Below are 16612 nucleotides of genomic sequence, written 5' to 3' on the forward strand. Positions count from 1 at the left end.
CATTACTCGGCGACTTCGATGCCTTCGGACTTGGCGAGTTCGGCGAGGCGCTCCTCGATCTCTTCGTAGGCCGGGATGATGCTGCCGAGACCACGGCGGAACAGGTCCTTGTCAAGGTGCTCGACCTTGCCGGAGTGGTCCTTCTGGTCCCACAGACGGCAGGAATCCGGGGTGATCTCGTCGGCCAACAGCAGCGTGCCGTCGGTGGCGCGGCCCATTTCGATCTTGAAGTCGACCAGCTTGACGTCGATCTTGGCGAAGATCTCGATCAGGGCCTCGTTAATCTTGCGGGCCAGCGGGGCGATCTCGGCGAGATCCTCGCGAGTGCATACGCCGAGGGCCACCAGGTCATCGTCGTTGACGAACGGATCGTGCAGATCATCGTTCTTCAGGAAGTACTCAAGTACCGGCTCCTTGAGCGGCAGGCCTTCCTCCACGCCCAGACGGGAGCAGAAGTGGCCGGCGGCCACGTTGCGCAGCACGATCTCCAACGGGAACATGTTCACCTTGCGCACCAGCTGGCCGGTGTCGTCCACTCGCTTGATAAGGTGGCTGTCGATGCCGCGCTTCTTGAGCAGGTCGAAGATGATGGTGGTGATGAGGTTGTTCAGACGGCCCTTGCCGGTGAAGTCTTCCTTCTTTTCACCATCGCCAGCGGTGGCGGTGTTCTTGTATTCGACCCACAGAACCTCGGGATCGTCGGTTGCGTACAGTTGCTTGGCCTTGCCCTCGTAGAGCTTTTCCAGCTTCTCCATGACTCACCTTTCAGGAGTGGAATTTCTGGGTGAACTAACGGTAAAAGGGTACCAATCGAGGGCTACAACAACACTCAGCATGACGCTACGATGCGGCCGGCGCATCATACGTCGCTGCATCGAACGGCCATACGCTGTTGGGATGGCGGAGGCGGCCGTCATTGGCCAGTACGATCAGCTCGTCTCCGGTCGTGTAGCCTTCCGGCATGAAGGTATCTGCAGAAGCGCGTGTGAATACTCAGATGTTCGTCAATAGACGAAACATGACTCTTCGGCCATATACACACGATAATGGGAGTGACGAAATGGTACAAGGAGGTTCGTCATGATCGTTCATCCACGACCCGGACGGCAATAATATTGAGGCCATGCTGAGCTGATCAGGCCGTGGACTACTCCACGGTAATCGTCAACGCATCGGCCACGAGGCCGGCCTTGGCACGGGCGTCGGCTTCGGACTCGCCGACGGCCAGTGCCACGGCCATGCGGCGGTGGCCATGCACTTCGGGCTTGGCAAAAATGCGCAGGTCCGTGCCGGGTTCGGCCAGAGCAGCGGCCACATCGGTGAACTCGACCTCACCGTCGCCGGCCACCACAATCGCATGGCTTGCCGCCACCGAGCCGGCCGGAATCGTGAGCGACACATGCTCGGGGGTGATCGGCAGGCCGAGAATCGCGCGGGCGTGCAGCGCGAACTCGCTCAGACGCTGGGAGGCCATTGTCACCATACCGGTATCGTGCGGACGGGGGGAGACCTCGTTGAACAGAATCGAGCCGTCGGTGAGCACGAACAGTTCCACGCCGAATACGCCCCAACCGGTTTCGCCGGCCGCCTGAGCCTTGGCCACCAAGCCTTCAACGGCGGTACGTGCGATGTCGCGCGCCCGCTCGGCCTCACCATCGGGTTCGGTAGCCGGCTGCCAGGACTCGCGGTAATCGCCGGACTCCTGACGTTGGCCGATCGGCGCGCACGTCACAATGCCGGCGGACGAAGAAACAGTCAGTACCGTCAGCTCACGCTCCAGCGGAGCAAGCGCCTCAACGATCACGCGCGACACATCGCCCTCATCGGCGGCGCGGCGGCCCTCCTGCGCTTCGGTCCAAGCGGCATCGATGGCGTCGGCGGAACGCACCACCGACTGGCCGTGACCAGACGAGCTCATCACCGGCTTGACCACGCACGGATAGCCGACTTCCGAAGCTCCGGCGCGCAGCTCTTCCAGCGAGCCGGCAAAACGATACGGTGTAGTCGGCAAGCCCAATTCTTCGTGGGCCAGTACGCGCAGGCGCTCGCGGTCCATGCAAATCGCGGCGATTTCGGCGCTCGGCACCACCTGGGCGCCCGCGGCCGCAGTACCGGCCAGCACATCGGTGGCGATGGCCTCTACCTCGGGCACGATGATGTCCGGCTTGATTTCATCGAACAATGCCTGCAATTCGGCGGCATTCGCCATATCCAACGCGCGATATTCATGCGCCACCTGCTGGGCCGGAGCGCCGGCATACGAGTCAGCGGCGCACACCCACGCGCCCAGTCGCATGAGCTCGATGGCCACTTCCTTGCCCAGCTCACCAGCGCCCAAAAACAGCACGCGGGTGGGGTGCTTGCCCAGCGGTGTGCCCAGCGGGCGGTTGGCTGCGCGAGTTGCGGGGGAGACGGCGGAAGTCTCGGCGGGAATTGCGGGAGAGGAGGTGGAAGTCACGGCAGTATTTACGGCGTTCTCAGTCATACCCACATTCTGCCATGCCGCGATGATTTCGCCTATGCGGGGCTCGGATTCGGCGACGTGCGCTGCGGAGCGCGTGATTCAATATTGGGCAAAATGCGGCAGCCCATACCATTTCATACGCGTTCAGGCAGCGCGGCCGACGCCATTGCAGCGCGGTGGTTTAGGATGAGGCAATGCGCGAAAACGGGATTGAAGAGAGCATTGATCGTCCGCTGACTATCGCTCTTGTGGTCGATACGGTGGGCAATCAGGGCAACGGCACCTCCAATTCGGCCTTGCAATGGGCTGCAGAATTGGAGCGGCAAGGCCATCATGTGAGGCTTGTCGGTATAGGGGCGCCCGAATATCCGGCGCGCGTGAATAGGGTGCCGCTCGTCTCGTGGGTGGCCGCCAAGCAGCTCATGCAATTCGCCGAACCCAGCGACACGTTGTTCCGCACCGCCTTTCAAGGCGTGGATGTGGTGCATATCTATATGCCGTTCAAATTCGGCCGTCGTGCCGCTAAAGTCGCCCACCAAATGGGCATTCCCGTGACTGCCGGATTCCACCTGCAGCCGGAGAACGTGCTGTATTCGGCCGGCCCTCTACGTCGCATTCCCGGTATTTCCAGCTTCCTGTACTGGCTGTTCAAGCACTGGCTGTACAAGCACATTGACCACATCCATGTGCCCACCGAAATGACCGCGAGCCTGTTGCGCGCGCACGGGTATAAAGCCAAGTTGCACGTGATTTCCAATGGTTATTCACCGGTGTATTCGCCGAAGAAGCCGGCCGATCCGGATGCCTCGGCTCCCGTGCCGTTCCGCGTCATCGCTTCCGGCCGACTGGCTAGCGAGAAAGATCAGATTACGCTGATCAAGGCGGTGTCGATGTCCCGGCACGCCGGCGATATTCAGCTGGTGATCGCCGGTACTGGGCCGCTCAAGCAGTATCTCAAGTTCCGCGCCGGGCGTTTGCTGGCGCGCAAGGCCGATATCGGATTCCACAAGCACGCCGATATGCCCGATTTGTTGCGTTCGGGCGATTTGTTCGTGCATTGTTCGATTGCCGACATCGAATCGGTGAGCGTGATCGAGGCGATGGCGTGCGGATTGGTGCCGGTGATCGCCGCGTCCGAACTGTCGGCGGCCAGCCAGTTCGCGCTGATCGACGAGTCGTTGTTCCCCGTGCGGGACGCGGCCCTGCTGGCCCGACGCATCGATTGGTGGATCGCACATCAGGCCGAGCGCGCCGAATGGGGCGAAAAATACGCCGAATACACCAAGGCGCATTATTCCGTGGAAGCCTCGGTCCACAAGTTCGTGGATATGGAACGCAAGGCGATAGGGGAGTAGGAGCCTTCTCGTTTGCGGAGAGGTCTTTCCCTCAGTCCGCCTGCGGCGGCCAGCTCCCTCATCAGAGGGATCTACGAAAAAACCTCCCTCTGATGAGGGAGGTGGCATCGCGAAGCGATGACGGAGGGAGAGATTAGCGAAGGGTTTTACAACAACTCAATAAGTTGATCGACCTCTTCAGGCGTGGTGGCCCAGCTGGTGCAGATGCGCATCACGGTGTGCGTGTCGTCGGCCTTTTCGGTAAAGCCGAGCTTGATCTCGCGCTCCAGACGGTCGATGGTCGGCTGATCCATCGTCACGAAAATCTGGTTGGTGGGCGCTTCGAAAGTGAGCGTGTAGCCCTTGGCGCGCAGGGCCTCGCGAATACGATCGGCCGCCTCATTGGCGTTGCGGGCGATCTTGAAATACAGGTTGTCGGTGAACAAAGCGTCAAACTGCGCGCCCAGCACAAAGCCCTTGGCCAGCAAGGCACCGTGCTGCTTGATGAGGGTCAAGAAGTGCTTCGGCGTGTTGTGCTTGGTAAACACCACGGCCTCGCCGAACAGGGCACCCACCTTGGTACCGCCGATGTAGAACACGTCGGCGATGGTCGCCAGATCCGCGAGCGTCATGTCTGAACCGGTGGCGGTCAGCGCGTAGCCGAGTCGCGCGCCATCCACGAACAGCGGCATGTCGTACTTGTGCGCCACATCGGCGATGGCCTGCAACTCGGCCTTGGAGTAGATGGTGCCATATTCGGTGCTTTGCGAGACGTACACGGAGCCCGGGAACACCATGTGCTCGTAGTTGCCGTCCGCATAGAAGGTCTTGCAGAACTCGTCCAGTTCGGTCGGGTCCATTTTGCCGTTGTGCTGGGGAATCGTGAGCACCTTGTGCCCGGAGAACTCGATGGCGCCGGCCTCGTGCACGTTCGGATGGCCGGAGGCGACCGCGACCACGCCTGCATACGCCGGGGTGATGGTGTCGATGACGACCTGGTTGGTCTGCGTGCCGCCGACGAGGAACCACACATCCGCGTCCGGCTGGCCGCAGGCCTCGCGGATCTTGGCCTTGGCCTGATCGCTCAGTTCGTCGGACCCGTAGCCCGAATACAGATGGTTGTTGGCTTCAGCCACGGCTTCAAGCACCGCGGGATGGGCGGCGCGGGAGTAATCGTTCTCAAAAGACAGCATGACGGACCTTTTGTCCTTATGTTCGGTGAATTGGATATGCCCTGAGTGTACAACGCGGTGGTTCCCGGCATGCCTATTTGGCCTATAACCCAGGAGCGGGGAATTCAGGGAGAAAAAACAAAACCCTTCCGCGAACGGAAGGGTTTTACTGGGGTGGCCAACGCGGCTCGAACGCGCGACCTTCTGAACCACAATCAGATGCTCTACCAACTGAGCTATGGCCACCATAGTGCCGTATTCAGCAAGCTGAATTCGCGCAACAGGTGAATACTATACACAACTTTGCGGATGTGTGCTCATCGGTGTGTCGCGATGGAATCAAGTGGTCGGTTTCATTCTTGGGGCCAGGCTGCGGGCTGTCTCAGATGGCGGGATGTGGATGAGTGGGTCTTGTGCGGCGATTGATGAAAAGTCAAGGCACACGACGGTGTGATGGTACGACCGGGGATTGCAGAAATGATTACGTGAGTGTTCGCAATGTGAGCATTATGTTTCATATCAACCGCGACCCGCCTAGTTTCATGCGATGTTACCTACACCAAACAAGGGAAGAGAAACACCATGGAAAAGGTTAAAGCCTTTGCAGATTGGCTGACCAAGTGGTTTACGGTCATCGTCATCGTCTGGGCCGTCTTCAACTACTTCGTGCCGGCCGCCAGCTTGTGGGGCAAGGCGTACACCGGCTACATGCTGGGCATCGTGCTGTTCGGCATGGGCCTGACCCTGACGCTGGACGACTTCAAGCGCATCCTGACCCAGCCGCTGATGGTCATCGTCGGCACCGTAGCTCACTTCATCATCATGCCGCTCATCGCCGTGGCCCTGTGCGCGATCTTCCACCTGTCCGGCCCGCTGGCCGTGGGCGTGATTCTCGTCGGCTGCTGCCCGTCTGGCACCTCCTCCAACGTGATGAGCTACCTGTCCCGTGGTGACGTGGCCCTCGATGTCTCCATCGGCATCCTCTCCACCCTGTGCGCCCCGTTCATGATTCCGCTGCTGATGCAGCTGCTCGCTTCTCAGTACGTGTCCGTGCCGACTCAGTCCCTGTTCCTCAACGCCGTCAAGGTGGTGCTCTTCCCGATCGCCCTCGGTGTGATCTGCCACATGATCTTCGGCAAGAAGATCGAGAAGGTTACGGTCGCCCTGCCTATCGTTTCTCAGGTGGCTATTCTGCTTATCATCGGCGTGGTCGTTGCCGCCAACGGTCCGAAGCTGTTCGTGGCCAGCTCCCTGGTGGCCATCCCGGTGGTCATCCTGCACAACCTGTGCGGCTACTCGCTGGGCTTCGGCTTCTCCAAGCTGATGTACAAGATCTACCCGAAGGGCTTCCGCTACGCACAGCAGAAGGCCATCACCTTCGAAGTCGGCATGCAGGACTCCGCTCTGGGCGCAACCCTGGCCCTGACCTCCTTCGCAACCAACCCACTCGCTGCCGTGCCGTCCACCTTCTTCTCCGTGTGGCACAACATCTCCGGCTCTATCCTGTCCAGCTGGTGGCGCAACCACGATGACAAGCACGAGATCCACTGGGATTCCGACAATGGCGAGAAGGGCTCTGCCAAGAGCACCGTTTCAGCGGCCCACCCGTTCGACGCCGATAAGGCCGCCAAGGTCGCTGCCTGAAATCCTGAAATGGTGAGAAAGGTCGGGTAAGGCACGACTCCAGTCAGTCGGTCATCCACCTTTCCTACCTCGCATAACATAGCCGCTCCCGCTTACTCCCGATTGAGGTATCGGGCGTTTCGCGAGGGCGGTTTTGCTATAATTGGTAATGCAGAAAGCGGCAAGGTAATACGGCAAAGAGGCCGGGTCGCTAGAGGTTCCCATCGGATATGGAAGAGCACGAGGATGTGCTGGAAACAGATAACACAGAAGCGGATGTGGTGAAAAGAAACATAATGTAACCTCCTTGGCGGTGCCCCCGTGTGACATAGTCTCCGCGGGGGCACCTGCTGTGTGGCGTTCCCTTTTTGCGACGCATTCCCGGGAATATTGCGTTGGGAGAATAGTTGGGTGTGTGTTTTGCGACGCATTGGAATATTGCGTTGGGAGGAGAGGAAAAGTACGGGGGCGCAGGAGGTCCCCAAACCAGTGAGTTGTGGCTCGGCGCGTCGTTGTCCGGAGGAATCGTAATATAGATATTCGTGTGTGCCAACAGCACGCCTTATGTAACAGGCGAGCATGCTGGGATATCCTTCAAACCGCTGATCGCACGCAGTAATGCGCCGACGGGAGGGGCGAAGGCCATCGGGCCGGTGGACTGGGCTATCTTTTCCGATTCGTCGGGTGCCGCCAACAGGCGGATACCAAGCGAGTGTGCTGAAAAGTGTGGGTGCAGTGCGGCGGTCACACAAAAGCAAGAGAAACCACTGAATCGGAGAATTCAAGTTGCCTACTATTGAACAGCTCGTCCGTAAGGGACGTCAGGCAAAGCCGAAGAAGTCCAAGACTTTGGCCCTGAAGGGCAGCCCGCTGCGTCGCGGCGTGTGCACCCGTGTCTACACCACCACCCCGAAGAAGCCGAACTCGGCTCTGCGTAAGGTCGCTCGTGTGCGCCTGTCCTCGGGCATCGAAGTCACCGCCTACATTCCGGGCGAAGGCCACAATCTGCAGGAGCACTCCATCGTGCTCGTGCGCGGCGGCCGTGTGAAGGATCTCCCGGGTGTGCGTTACCACATCGTGCGTGGCGCGCTCGATACCCAGGGTGTCAAGGACCGTAAGCAGGGTCGTTCCCTGTATGGAGCAAAGAAGGCGAAGTAAGAGATATGTCACGTAAGGGACCTTCCAAGAAGCACGTCGTGCTGCCCGATCCGATCTACGGTTCCACCGTGGTGGCGCAGCTCATCAACAAGATTCTGCTTGACGGCAAGAAGTCGATCGCCGAAGACATCGTCTACTCCGCGCTCGATATGGTCAAGGAGAAGTCCGACCAGGAGCCGGTGGCTGTGCTCAAGCGCGCCCTGGACAACATCCGTCCGTCCCTCGAGGTTCGCTCCCGCCGTGTCGGTGGCGCCACCTACCAGGTGCCGGTCGAGGTCAAGCCGAACCGCGCCAACACCCTGTCGCTGCGCTGGCTGACCGACTTCTCCCGCGCCCGTCGTGAGAAGACCATGGCTGAGCGTCTCGCCAATGAGATCCTGGATGCCTCCAACGGCCTCGGTGCTTCTGTCAAGCGCCGCGAGGATACTCATAAGATGGCAGAGGCTAACAAGGCCTTCGCTCATTACCGCTGGTAATCACTCGCCCTGAGTAAAACTAAGGAAAAAGATGGCTGAAGAGATTTCGGACCTCCACGACGTCCGCAATATCGGCATCATGGCCCACATTGATGCCGGCAAGACCACCACTACCGAGCGTATTCTGTTCTACACCGGTAAGAACTACAAGATCGGCGAGACCCACGACGGCGCCTCCACCATGGACTTCATGGCGCAGGAGCAGGAACGTGGTATCACCATCCAGTCCGCTGCTACCACCTGCTTCTGGAGCCGTCAGTCCCACGACACCAAGGACAAGTTCCAGATCAACATCATCGATACCCCTGGCCACGTGGACTTCACGGCCGAGGTGGAGCGCTCCCTGCGTGTGCTCGATGGTGCCGTTGCCGTGTTCGACGGCAAGGAAGGCGTGGAGCCTCAGTCCGAGACCGTGTGGCGTCAGGCTGACAAGTACGGCGTTCCGCGTATCTGCTTCATCAACAAGATGGACAAGCTGGGCGCGAACTTCTACTACTCCGTCGACACCATCAAGGAGAAGCTGGGCGCTACTCCGATCGTGATGCAGTTGCCGATCGGTTCCGAGAACGACTTCACTGGCGTTGTCGACCTGGTTGAGATGCAGGCTTACGTGTGGAACGGCACCGAGGAGCTCGGCGCCAAGTACGACACCACTGAGATCCCGGACGACCTCAAGGACAAGGCTCAGGAGTACCACGAGAAGCTCGTGGAAGCCGCTGCCGAAGCCGACGACGACCTCATGAACAAGTTCTTCGAGGACGGCGACCTGTCCAAGGAAGACATCCGCGCTGGCGTGCGTAAGCTCACCATCGCCAAGGAAGCCTTCCCGATCTTCTGCGGTTCCGCCTTCAAGGACAAGGGCGTTCAGCCGATGCTGGACGGCGTTGTCGATTACCTGCCGTCTCCTGAAGACGTGCCGGCCATCAAGGGCTACAAGCCTGGCGATGAGTCCGTCGAGATCGACCGTCACCCGGTCAAGTCCGATCCGTTCGCGGCTCTGGTCTTCAAGATCTCCACCCACCCGTTCTACGGCAAGCTCGTGTTCGTGCGCGTCTACTCCGGCTCCGTTGTGCCGGGCGACTCCGTGCTCGACTCCACCCGCGAGAAGAAGGAACGTATCGGCAAGATCTTCCAGATGCACGCCGATAAGGAAAACCCGATGGACCGCGCTGACGCCGGTAACATCTACACCTTCGTGGGCCTGAAGAACGTGACCACCGGTGACACCCTGTGCGCCATCGACGATCCGATCACCCTCGACTCCATGACCTTCCCGGATCCTGTGATCCAGGTGGCCGTCGAACCGAAGACCAAGGCCGACCAGGAGAAGATGGGCATCGCCCTGTCCAAGCTGGCCGAAGAGGATCCGACCTTCCAGGTCACGACCGACGAAGAGTCCGGCCAGACCCTGATCGCCGGCATGGGCGAGCTCCAGCTCGACATCATCGTCGACCGTATGCGCCGCGAGTTCAAGGTTGAGTGCAACCAGGGCAAGCCGCAGGTCGCCTACCGCGAGACCATCCGCAAGGCCGTCATGGACCAGGGCTACACCCACAAGAAGCAGACCGGTGGTTCCGGCCAGTTCGCAAAGGTCCTGATGAACTTCGAGCCGCTCGACACCACCGAGGGCAAGACCTTCGAGTTCGAGAATAAGGTCACCGGCGGCCACATCTCCGCCGAATTCATCGGCCCCATCGAGGCCGGTGTCAAGGAGGCCATGGAGTCCGGTGTTCTCGCCGGCTTCCCGGTCGTGGGCGTCAAGGCCACCGTCACTGACGGCCAGATGCACCCGGTCGATTCCTCCGAAATGGCCTTCAAGCTCGCAGGTTCCATGTGCTTCAAGGAAGCTGCCCCGAAGGCCAAGCCGGTCATTCTCGAACCGATCATGAAGGTCGAAGTCCGTACGCCGGAAGAGTACATGGGCGAAGTCATCGGCGATCTGAACCAGCGCCGTGGCAACATCCAGTCCATGACCGACGGTGTCGGCGTCAAGGTCATCGACGCCAAGGTCCCGCTGTCCGAGATGTTCGGCTACATCGGCGACCTGCGTTCCAAGACCCAGGGTCGTGCCATGTTCACCATGGAGATGGACTCCTACGACGAGGTGCCGAAGAGCGTCTCCGAGGAGATCATCAAGGCCCAGCGCGGCGAGTGACACGCGCCACTGCATGAAGTAGCCAGTGTCTTCAGTCAGCGGTAATATCGTATACCGCTGACTGGGTTCTGGCTCTTCAAAGTGGCACATAACCCAGAAACCCAGTAGAATAAGCGAGTTCCTGTGCGAAAGGGTGCAGGAAACTCACGAGACGTCCAGGAGGACAAAAGTAATGGCAAAGGAAAAGTACGAGCGTACTAAGCCGCACGTTAACATCGGTACCATCGGCCACGTCGACCACGGTAAGACTACCCTGACTGCCGCCATCTCCAAGGTGCTGCACGAGGAGTTCCCGGATGTCAACCCGGAGTACGACTTCAACCAGATCGATTCCGCTCCGGAAGAGGCCGCCCGCGGTATCACCATCAACATCGCCCACATCGAGTACCAGACCGAGAAGCGTCACTACGCTCACGTCGACTGCCCGGGCCACGCCGACTTCGTGAAGAACATGATTACCGGTGCTGCCCAGATGGATGGCGCTATCCTCGTTGTGGCCGCCACCGACGGCCCGATGGCCCAGACTCGCGAGCACGTGCTGCTCGCCCGTCAGGTTGGCGTTCCGAAGATCCTCGTCGCCCTGAACAAGTGCGACATGGTCGACGATGAAGAGCTCATCGAGCTCGTCGAAGAAGAGGTCCGCGACCTCCTCGACGAGAACGGCTTCGACCGTGACTGCCCGGTCATCCACACCTCCGCTTACGGTGCTCTGCACGACGACGCTCCGGACCACGAGAAGTGGGTCCAGTCCGTTAAGGACCTCATGGACGCTGTCGACGACTACATCCCGACCCCGGTTCACGACCTGGACAAGCCGTTCCTGATGCCGATCGAGGACGTCTTCACCATCTCCGGCCGTGGTACCGTTGTCACCGGTCGTGTCGAGCGTGGCCAGCTGGCCGTCAACACCCCGGTCGAGATCGTTGGTATCCGTCCGACCCAGCAGACCACCGTCACCTCCATCGAGACCTTCCACAAGACCATGGACGCCTGCGAGGCTGGCGACAACACCGGTCTGCTTCTGCGTGGTCTCGGCCGTGACGATGTCGAGCGTGGCCAGGTTGTGGCCAAGCCGGGCTCCGTCACCCCGCACACCAAGTTCGAGGGCGAAGTCTACGTGCTGACCAAGGACGAAGGCGGCCGTCACTCGCCGTTCTTCTCCAACTACCGTCCGCAGTTCTACTTCCGCACCACCGACGTCACCGGCGTCATCGAGCTGCCGGAAGGCGTCGAGATGGTTCAGCCGGGCGACCACGCTACCTTCACCGTTGAGCTGATTCAGCCCATCGCTATGGAGGAAGGCCTGACCTTCGCTGTGCGTGAAGGTGGCCACACCGTCGGCTCCGGTCGTGTGACCAAGATCCTCGCCTGATTTTCATCAGACAAGAATCTTCGCTTGAACTAGCGTTATAGGAAATCCCCTTCGAGGAAACTCGGAGGGGATTTTCTATAACCGCAGCAGGATATGGATATGTACCACGACTTCCGGCCTGGATGCGCTAGTGTTGCTTTTCAATAGATAAACGGACTGCTGCACTGCGAGGATATGACACTGATGGCAGGCCGGGAAAGAAGGTCGATGATGACTGGTGCACAGGCCGCTCACTGTGGTTCTGTATCCGCAATTTCGCTGGGACTGCCCGTTTCCACGGCGATTCCCGAAGCCAAAGGCACACTGCCGAAAGCCTTGTTCGTAGGCAAAGCGCCGATTTCCGGCAAACTCAAGCAGCGATTGGTGAACGAGATCGAATCCATCACCATGCTGGCGTTGGCCCGGTCGGCCAACACGGGGCTTGCGGACGGCAAACTGATCCCGGAAGTGCTGGTCATCGGACTGAAGCTTACGGCCAAAGCCACCGGCATACCGAACGAAGTCATCGACCTGATCGCCGGACAGCGCAAATCGGGCATCGTGTTCGTGTGCGTACGCGACGTGCCGTTCGAGGGCAGCACGCGTGAGGAATGCGCGTTCGCCGTGCGCCGCGCCATACCGGGGCGTGCCGGGCACACGCCGATCTATCAGGTATATGCCGGCGACTGGCAGCCGGCGGGGGAGGCCCAGCTGGAGCTGGCCGGCTCTACTATTGATGAGCTGTGGGCATCGCTGTGCTCACAGACCATTTTGGGTACGCCGGAGGTCGAGAATCTGGATGCGCGCATCATTCGCCATACTGAAATTGCTCGGCTCGAATCCGAAGTGGACAAGCTCACTCGTGACCATCAGCGCGTCAAGAACCCGGCCCAGCGCAACGAGATCTATGCCAAACTCCACAAGGCCAAGGCGCAGCTCGCAAAACTGCGCGAGGCATAGTGATGTGAAAGCCATTGGGCTTCCGCTGGCGGGAGCTGGCTCGCGAAGCGAGACTGAGGGTGGTCCAGGTCCGTGGCCTAGGGCTACGCCCAAGCTAATTGAAATATTCGTGCATCATACAGCGTACAGTTAAACCATGTTCCCTCTGCTCGAAACCCTGGTCGCCGTATACGAGGTGGGTCAGTTCACGCTGGCCGCCGATGAGCTGAAGGTATCGCAGTCGACGGTGTCGTCGCGTATCGCCCAATTGGAGCAGATGGTCGGCGCGCCGCTGTTCGTGCGCAATGCGAAAAGTGACGTGACGCCCACACAGGCCGGGCGGATGCTGTACCAGACTGCCATCGGCATCGACGGATTATGGCGGGATACGCGTGAGCAGATCGCCCGCGTGCAGGAGGCGCGTGAGCCGCTGGCCGTGTCGTTCTCGCACACGACCGCGGCGATTCTGCTGCCGAAGGCGTTGCCGGTGATGGCTCGGGACATGGACGGTTTCGACTTCGCTGTACACGTGATGAACTCGGATGCGATTCTCGAACAGGCCAGCATGAAGGCCGTGCAGCTCGGCGTGGTGGAAAAGCCGATCGTGAACGATTCGGTGGACCGCGTCACCCTGTGCGAGGACCGGCTGGTGTTGGCGGGGGAGCCTGACGGCGTGTGGATGGTGCGCGAACACGGTTCCGGCGTGCGGTATTACACGGATCTGTATTTCAAGACCGCTCAGGTTGTGCCTGCACGCACGATGGAAGTGTCCAGTAATGCGGCGATTGTGGCGGCGCTGTCCGCCGGGTTCGGGCAGTCGTTGATTTCGGAAGCCGCCGTGCCGGCGGGCGTGCCGGTGCAGCGGGAGCTTGGCGATGAGTTTGTGCGGCGGTTCTATGCGCTGGTGCCGAGATCCGGTCTGACGCACGATCAGCGGGAGTTGGCGGAGACGATTATTGCTGCGCTGCGCGGGTAGTCAGATAGTCGACTGAGGGGAGGTTGCGAACGTTGTTTCTCTCCCTCCGTCCGCCTGCGGCGGCCACCTCTCTCATCAGAGGGAGATCAATTAGGTATCGACAAAATCGATGATATGTATTGGTTGCAATGATTTGACCGATGTAAACGCTTGAGCTTCAATAGACATCATGAGAGAGTTCTGTACAAAATGGTGGAAGCGCATTGCCACCGTTGACATGCTGTTCATTGGTGTTCTGACTCTGCTGGCCTCGCTGTTCGCCTCCTGGCTCAAGCAGTTCCCCGGATTCAGCCTGTTCGGCGCGCTCATCATCGCGCTGCTCATCGGTATGATCATCCAGTTCCCGATCCGCAGTGCCTACGTCGGTTCCAATGATGGCCGCAAGGCAGGCGTCAAGGACGCCGCTGGCCTGATTTCCAACAAGCTGCTGCGCCTCGGCATCATCCTGCTCGGTTTCAAGCTCAACCTCGCCGTGCTGTTCACGCAGGGCATCAAGTGTCTGCCGATCGCCGCTGTGGTCGTTACGCTGACCATCATCGTGTGCTATGCCATCGCCCGCAAACTCGGTGTCGACCCGATGCTCGCCATCCTGACCGCCGGTGGCACCGGCATCTGCGGTGCGGCCGCCGTCATGGGCCTGGCCGGTTCCATCAAGGTGCCTGAGGACAAGCAGGACGAGAAGGACAACGACGTGACCATGGCCGTGGCCATCGTAGCCATTATGGGTACTGTGTTCGCGTTGCTGGAGATCGCGCTCGGCCCGCTGACCGGCATGACCAAGGACCAGCTGGGCATCACCGCCGGTGCTTCCCTGCACGAAATCGCCCACGCGGTCGCGGGCGGCGACGCGTTCGGCGCGGTGGACATCGCCACCATCATGAAGCTTTCCCGCGTGCTCATGCTTGTGTTCGCGGCCATCATCATCGCCATCTGGTGGGAGAAGAAGCATTCCGAGGTTCAGAGCACCGGCAAGAAGACCGTGGCCTTCCCGTGGTTCATGCTCGGCTTCATCGGCGCTTCGATTATCGGCACCTTCGTACCGTTCGTCACCTCCATCACCCCGCAGCTCGTGGACTTTGCGTACATCGTGCTCGGCATGGCCATGGCCGCGCTCGGCATCAACGTGAACTTCAAGGCCATCGCTTCCAAGGGCAAGAAGCCGATGCTCGCCAGCTTCCTGACATCGATTCTGCTCATGTGCTTCGCTGCAGGTGTTGCGATGCTGTTCTTCTGATAAGCGCTCCAAATACAAATAGGCGAAGGCGAACGACAGTGAGCAATTGGAATGTGTCACCTAAAAATCACGTACTTGCACAACGGATAACCCCAGCCGAACTGGCAGGCCATCGCAATGAACTTCACCACATATGGACTCAGCCCGGTCGCACCCGGCATCCAGCCGATCAGCAGCGTGCTGAACGTGAAGTTCCAGATCCACAGCAGCACGAACAGCGCCACGGAACGGGTGAAGTTGCTGGACGATTTGAATGTCACGTTGCGGTTCATCACGAAGTTGTAGGTCGCCGAACACACCACGGCGATGCCGTTGGCGATCTGTGAGGGTACGCCGATCAAGTGCAGAATGGCGAACGTCGCATACTCCACAATGGTCTGCGTGGCGGAAACACCCACATACTTGCCCAGCACGGCGAGTCCATTTTGCTTCGGGGTTGCCGTGCCCACGGTATTTTCCGCAGTATTCGTTGTGGTCGAGGTATTTGCGGCGCCCACACCTTGATTCGGCTTCACATCCGCTCCATTGTTCGCCATGCCCATATACCTCCCGGATGTACCTGTGACGTTCGACCTCGCAATGATACCGCTGACCGCGTCGGGAATCGGCGTGGCGGTCAGACGAGAAAACCGCAGGCCGCAGCAACGACCGGCACACCCAGCGACAGCACCAGATAGGCCGCTGCGGTGGGGTAGCGGTGTTTGCGGAAGAGCGTCACCATTTCGTTGATTGCGGTCGAGAACGTGGAGAAGCCGCCGAGGAAACCGGTGGCCAGCACTAGCCGCCATGGTTCATCAAGTGTCCCGCCGAGTGCCAGCGCCGCGACCAAACCGGCTAGGAATCCGGCGATGAGATTGATGGTGAACGTGGAAAGTGGGAATGCGCGCTGCCAGTACGTTTTGATGGTCACGTCAAGCAGATAGCGGCAGGAGGCGCCTACGCCGCCGCACAGGCAGACCAAGATTGGTAGGAATACGGTCATCACGCCTTACCTCCCTTGCTGGTCGTAGCGGCATTCGTATCAGCGGACGCTTCGGCGGATACGTTCGAGGAGCCGGCCAGATGCGTTCCTGCCCACACGCCGGCAGACGCACAAACCAGACCCAGCGCGAACGTCACCAGTAGATAGGCAATGCCGGCCGCCACCTGACCGTCGCGGATTGCGGTAAAACCTTCCAGCGCGAGTGTCGACATCGTAGACAAACCACCGCATACGCCCATGCCGAGTCCGCGACTGGCAAGTTCTTTGGAACGTGCGCCGAACCGGGAAGCGCCGGCCAAGTAAGCGGTCAACCCTGCATAGCAGAAGCAAGCCAGCATGTTGGCCACAAACGTGCCGGTATGGAAGCTGCCAGCCGCGGGAATCTGTGCGAACGCATAGCGGATAGCGGTGCCGATCGCACCGCCGCAGAAGACGACCAACACAATATCAAGATGAATATCGGGGAGCTTGCGCGCCGGGGGAGTGGTCGTGTGCGTAATCGGCCGGGCACCTGCGGATGGGGATTGCGAATCCATAATAGCCTTTCCTGAAACCGCTGAATCCTGCTGAAGACACAACGATTTCATGCAATATCAAATCGTGTGTAGGAACTATCAGCAGTGTGCGGTTCGAAACGAGTTCAGGCGGGTTCCATCGCCGGTTCCTTAGCCTACTCGTGGCGGCGACAACAAACGGCAGCAGTATCTCGGATATTGGCCTATCGCGGTGGATTTCGGCAAGAGACTTC

Annotated in this window: 15 protein-coding genes, 1 tRNA gene and 1 riboswitch; of the genes, 9 read left to right on the forward strand and 7 right to left on the reverse strand. The window is 59.9% G+C overall.

The window, feature by feature from the left end; all coding sequences use genetic code 11:
* Positions 1 to 2 precede the first annotated feature (2 nt).
* Entirely contained in the window at positions 3 to 755 is a 753-nt protein-coding gene (gene purC / locus BLLJ_RS02590; RefSeq protein ID WP_007051209.1) for a phosphoribosylaminoimidazolesuccinocarboxamide synthase, read from the reverse strand.
* Between the two features lie 392 nt (positions 756 to 1147).
* Positions 1148 to 2485: a formate-dependent phosphoribosylglycinamide formyltransferase gene (gene purT / locus BLLJ_RS02595; protein ID WP_007053649.1), complete on the reverse strand. Its 1338-nt coding sequence runs from the start codon at positions 2483 to 2485 to the stop codon at positions 1148 to 1150.
* Between the two features lie 173 nt (positions 2486 to 2658).
* Here purT and BLLJ_RS02600 point away from each other — a divergent pair, with 173 nt between their 5' ends.
* The gene (locus BLLJ_RS02600) at positions 2659 to 3819 is read left to right on the forward strand and encodes a glycosyltransferase (RefSeq protein ID WP_007051205.1); all 1161 of its coding nucleotides are present in this window, start codon (positions 2659 to 2661) and stop codon (positions 3817 to 3819) included.
* Between the two features lie 146 nt (positions 3820 to 3965).
* On the opposite strand, the gene BLLJ_RS02605 is transcribed toward BLLJ_RS02600, so the two are convergent.
* Positions 3966 to 4991 (reverse strand): threonine aldolase family protein, encoded by a 1026-nt coding sequence (locus BLLJ_RS02605; protein ID WP_007056348.1) that lies wholly within the window; start codon positions 4989 to 4991, stop codon positions 3966 to 3968.
* Positions 4992 to 5140: 149 nt separating this feature from the next.
* Positions 5141 to 5216: transfer RNA gene (locus BLLJ_RS02610), tRNA-His, on the reverse strand.
* 336 nt (positions 5217 to 5552) lie between these two features.
* Here BLLJ_RS02610 and BLLJ_RS02615 point away from each other — a divergent pair.
* The 8 genes from BLLJ_RS02615 (at position 5553) to BLLJ_RS02650 (ending at position 14882) form a co-directional block, all read left to right on the forward strand.
* On the forward strand, positions 5553 to 6614 hold the full coding sequence (locus BLLJ_RS02615; RefSeq protein ID WP_007056371.1) for a bile acid:sodium symporter family protein: 1062 nt from the start codon (positions 5553 to 5555) through the stop codon (positions 6612 to 6614).
* 765 nt (positions 6615 to 7379) lie between these two features.
* Complete coding sequence (rpsL, locus tag BLLJ_RS02620) at positions 7380 to 7751, forward strand: 30S ribosomal protein S12 (protein WP_003813881.1); 372 nt, start codon at positions 7380 to 7382, stop codon at positions 7749 to 7751.
* A 5-nt stretch (positions 7752 to 7756) separates the two neighbouring features.
* A complete protein-coding gene (gene rpsG, locus BLLJ_RS02625; protein WP_003828652.1) occupies positions 7757 to 8227 on the forward strand; it encodes a 30S ribosomal protein S7 in 471 nt (156 codons plus the stop codon).
* Between the two features lie 31 nt (positions 8228 to 8258).
* Entirely contained in the window at positions 8259 to 10382 is a 2124-nt protein-coding gene (fusA, locus tag BLLJ_RS02630; RefSeq protein ID WP_003832662.1) for an elongation factor G, read from the forward strand.
* Between the two features lie 172 nt (positions 10383 to 10554).
* Positions 10555 to 11754, forward strand: a complete 1200-nt coding sequence (gene tuf / locus BLLJ_RS02635; protein ID WP_007051202.1) for an elongation factor Tu — start codon at positions 10555 to 10557, stop codon at positions 11752 to 11754.
* Positions 11755 to 11961: 207 nt separating this feature from the next.
* On the forward strand, positions 11962 to 12693 hold the full coding sequence (locus tag BLLJ_RS02640) for a DUF4391 domain-containing protein (RefSeq protein ID WP_007056866.1): 732 nt from the start codon (positions 11962 to 11964) through the stop codon (positions 12691 to 12693).
* Between the two features lie 136 nt (positions 12694 to 12829).
* Complete coding sequence (locus tag BLLJ_RS02645) at positions 12830 to 13648, forward strand: LysR family transcriptional regulator (RefSeq protein WP_007053644.1); 819 nt, start codon at positions 12830 to 12832, stop codon at positions 13646 to 13648.
* Positions 13649 to 13817: 169 nt separating this feature from the next.
* Positions 13818 to 14882, forward strand: a complete 1065-nt coding sequence (locus BLLJ_RS02650) for a YeiH family protein (protein ID WP_007051199.1) — start codon at positions 13818 to 13820, stop codon at positions 14880 to 14882.
* A gap of 56 nt (positions 14883 to 14938) precedes the next feature.
* On the opposite strand, the gene BLLJ_RS02655 is transcribed toward BLLJ_RS02650, so the two are convergent.
* The 3 genes from BLLJ_RS02655 to BLLJ_RS02665 all read right to left on the reverse strand — a co-directional run bounded on the left by BLLJ_RS02655 (position 14939) and on the right by BLLJ_RS02665 (position 16400).
* Positions 14939 to 15418 (reverse strand): GtrA family protein, encoded by a 480-nt coding sequence (locus BLLJ_RS02655; RefSeq protein ID WP_013582447.1) that lies wholly within the window; start codon positions 15416 to 15418, stop codon positions 14939 to 14941.
* 80 nt (positions 15419 to 15498) lie between these two features.
* Positions 15499 to 15864: a fluoride efflux transporter FluC gene (locus BLLJ_RS02660; protein WP_007053642.1), complete on the reverse strand. Its 366-nt coding sequence runs from the start codon at positions 15862 to 15864 to the stop codon at positions 15499 to 15501.
* Positions 15864 to 16400: a fluoride efflux transporter FluC gene (locus BLLJ_RS02665; protein WP_007051196.1), complete on the reverse strand. Its 537-nt coding sequence runs from the start codon at positions 16398 to 16400 to the stop codon at positions 15864 to 15866. Before BLLJ_RS02665 ends, BLLJ_RS02660 begins: the two co-directional genes overlap by 1 nt.
* A gap of 62 nt (positions 16401 to 16462) precedes the next feature.
* Positions 16463 to 16532, reverse strand: a riboswitch (Fluoride riboswitch).
* Positions 16533 to 16612 lie beyond the last annotated feature (80 nt).

It is taken from the genome of Bifidobacterium longum subsp. longum JCM 1217 (assembly GCF_000196555.1).
Classification (GTDB): Bacteria; Actinomycetota; Actinomycetes; order Actinomycetales; family Bifidobacteriaceae; genus Bifidobacterium; species Bifidobacterium longum.

Excerpts from the sequence above, each read along its gene's own strand:
- purC (WP_007051209.1), bottom strand. The coding sequence starts at position 755 with ATGGAGAAGCTGGAAAAGCTCTACGAGGGCAAGGCCAAGCAACTGTAC.
- purT (WP_007053649.1), bottom strand. The coding sequence starts at position 2,485 with ATGACTGAGAACGCCGTAAATACTGCCGTGACTTCCACCTCCTCTCCC.
- BLLJ_RS02600 (WP_007051205.1), top strand. The coding sequence starts at position 2,659 with ATGCGCGAAAACGGGATTGAAGAGAGCATTGATCGTCCGCTGACTATC.
- BLLJ_RS02605 (WP_007056348.1), bottom strand. The coding sequence starts at position 4,991 with ATGCTGTCTTTTGAGAACGATTACTCCCGCGCCGCCCATCCCGCGGTG.
- BLLJ_RS02615 (WP_007056371.1), top strand. The coding sequence starts at position 5,553 with ATGGAAAAGGTTAAAGCCTTTGCAGATTGGCTGACCAAGTGGTTTACG.
- rpsG (WP_003828652.1), top strand. The coding sequence starts at position 7,757 with ATGTCACGTAAGGGACCTTCCAAGAAGCACGTCGTGCTGCCCGATCCG.
- fusA (WP_003832662.1), top strand. The coding sequence starts at position 8,259 with ATGGCTGAAGAGATTTCGGACCTCCACGACGTCCGCAATATCGGCATC.
- tuf (WP_007051202.1), top strand. The coding sequence starts at position 10,555 with ATGGCAAAGGAAAAGTACGAGCGTACTAAGCCGCACGTTAACATCGGT.
- BLLJ_RS02640 (WP_007056866.1), top strand. The coding sequence starts at position 11,962 with ATGATGACTGGTGCACAGGCCGCTCACTGTGGTTCTGTATCCGCAATT.
- BLLJ_RS02645 (WP_007053644.1), top strand. The coding sequence starts at position 12,830 with ATGTTCCCTCTGCTCGAAACCCTGGTCGCCGTATACGAGGTGGGTCAG.
- BLLJ_RS02650 (WP_007051199.1), top strand. The coding sequence starts at position 13,818 with ATGAGAGAGTTCTGTACAAAATGGTGGAAGCGCATTGCCACCGTTGAC.
- BLLJ_RS02655 (WP_013582447.1), bottom strand. The coding sequence starts at position 15,418 with ATGGCGAACAATGGAGCGGATGTGAAGCCGAATCAAGGTGTGGGCGCC.
- BLLJ_RS02660 (WP_007053642.1), bottom strand. The coding sequence starts at position 15,864 with ATGACCGTATTCCTACCAATCTTGGTCTGCCTGTGCGGCGGCGTAGGC.
- BLLJ_RS02665 (WP_007051196.1), bottom strand. The coding sequence starts at position 16,400 with ATGGATTCGCAATCCCCATCCGCAGGTGCCCGGCCGATTACGCACACG.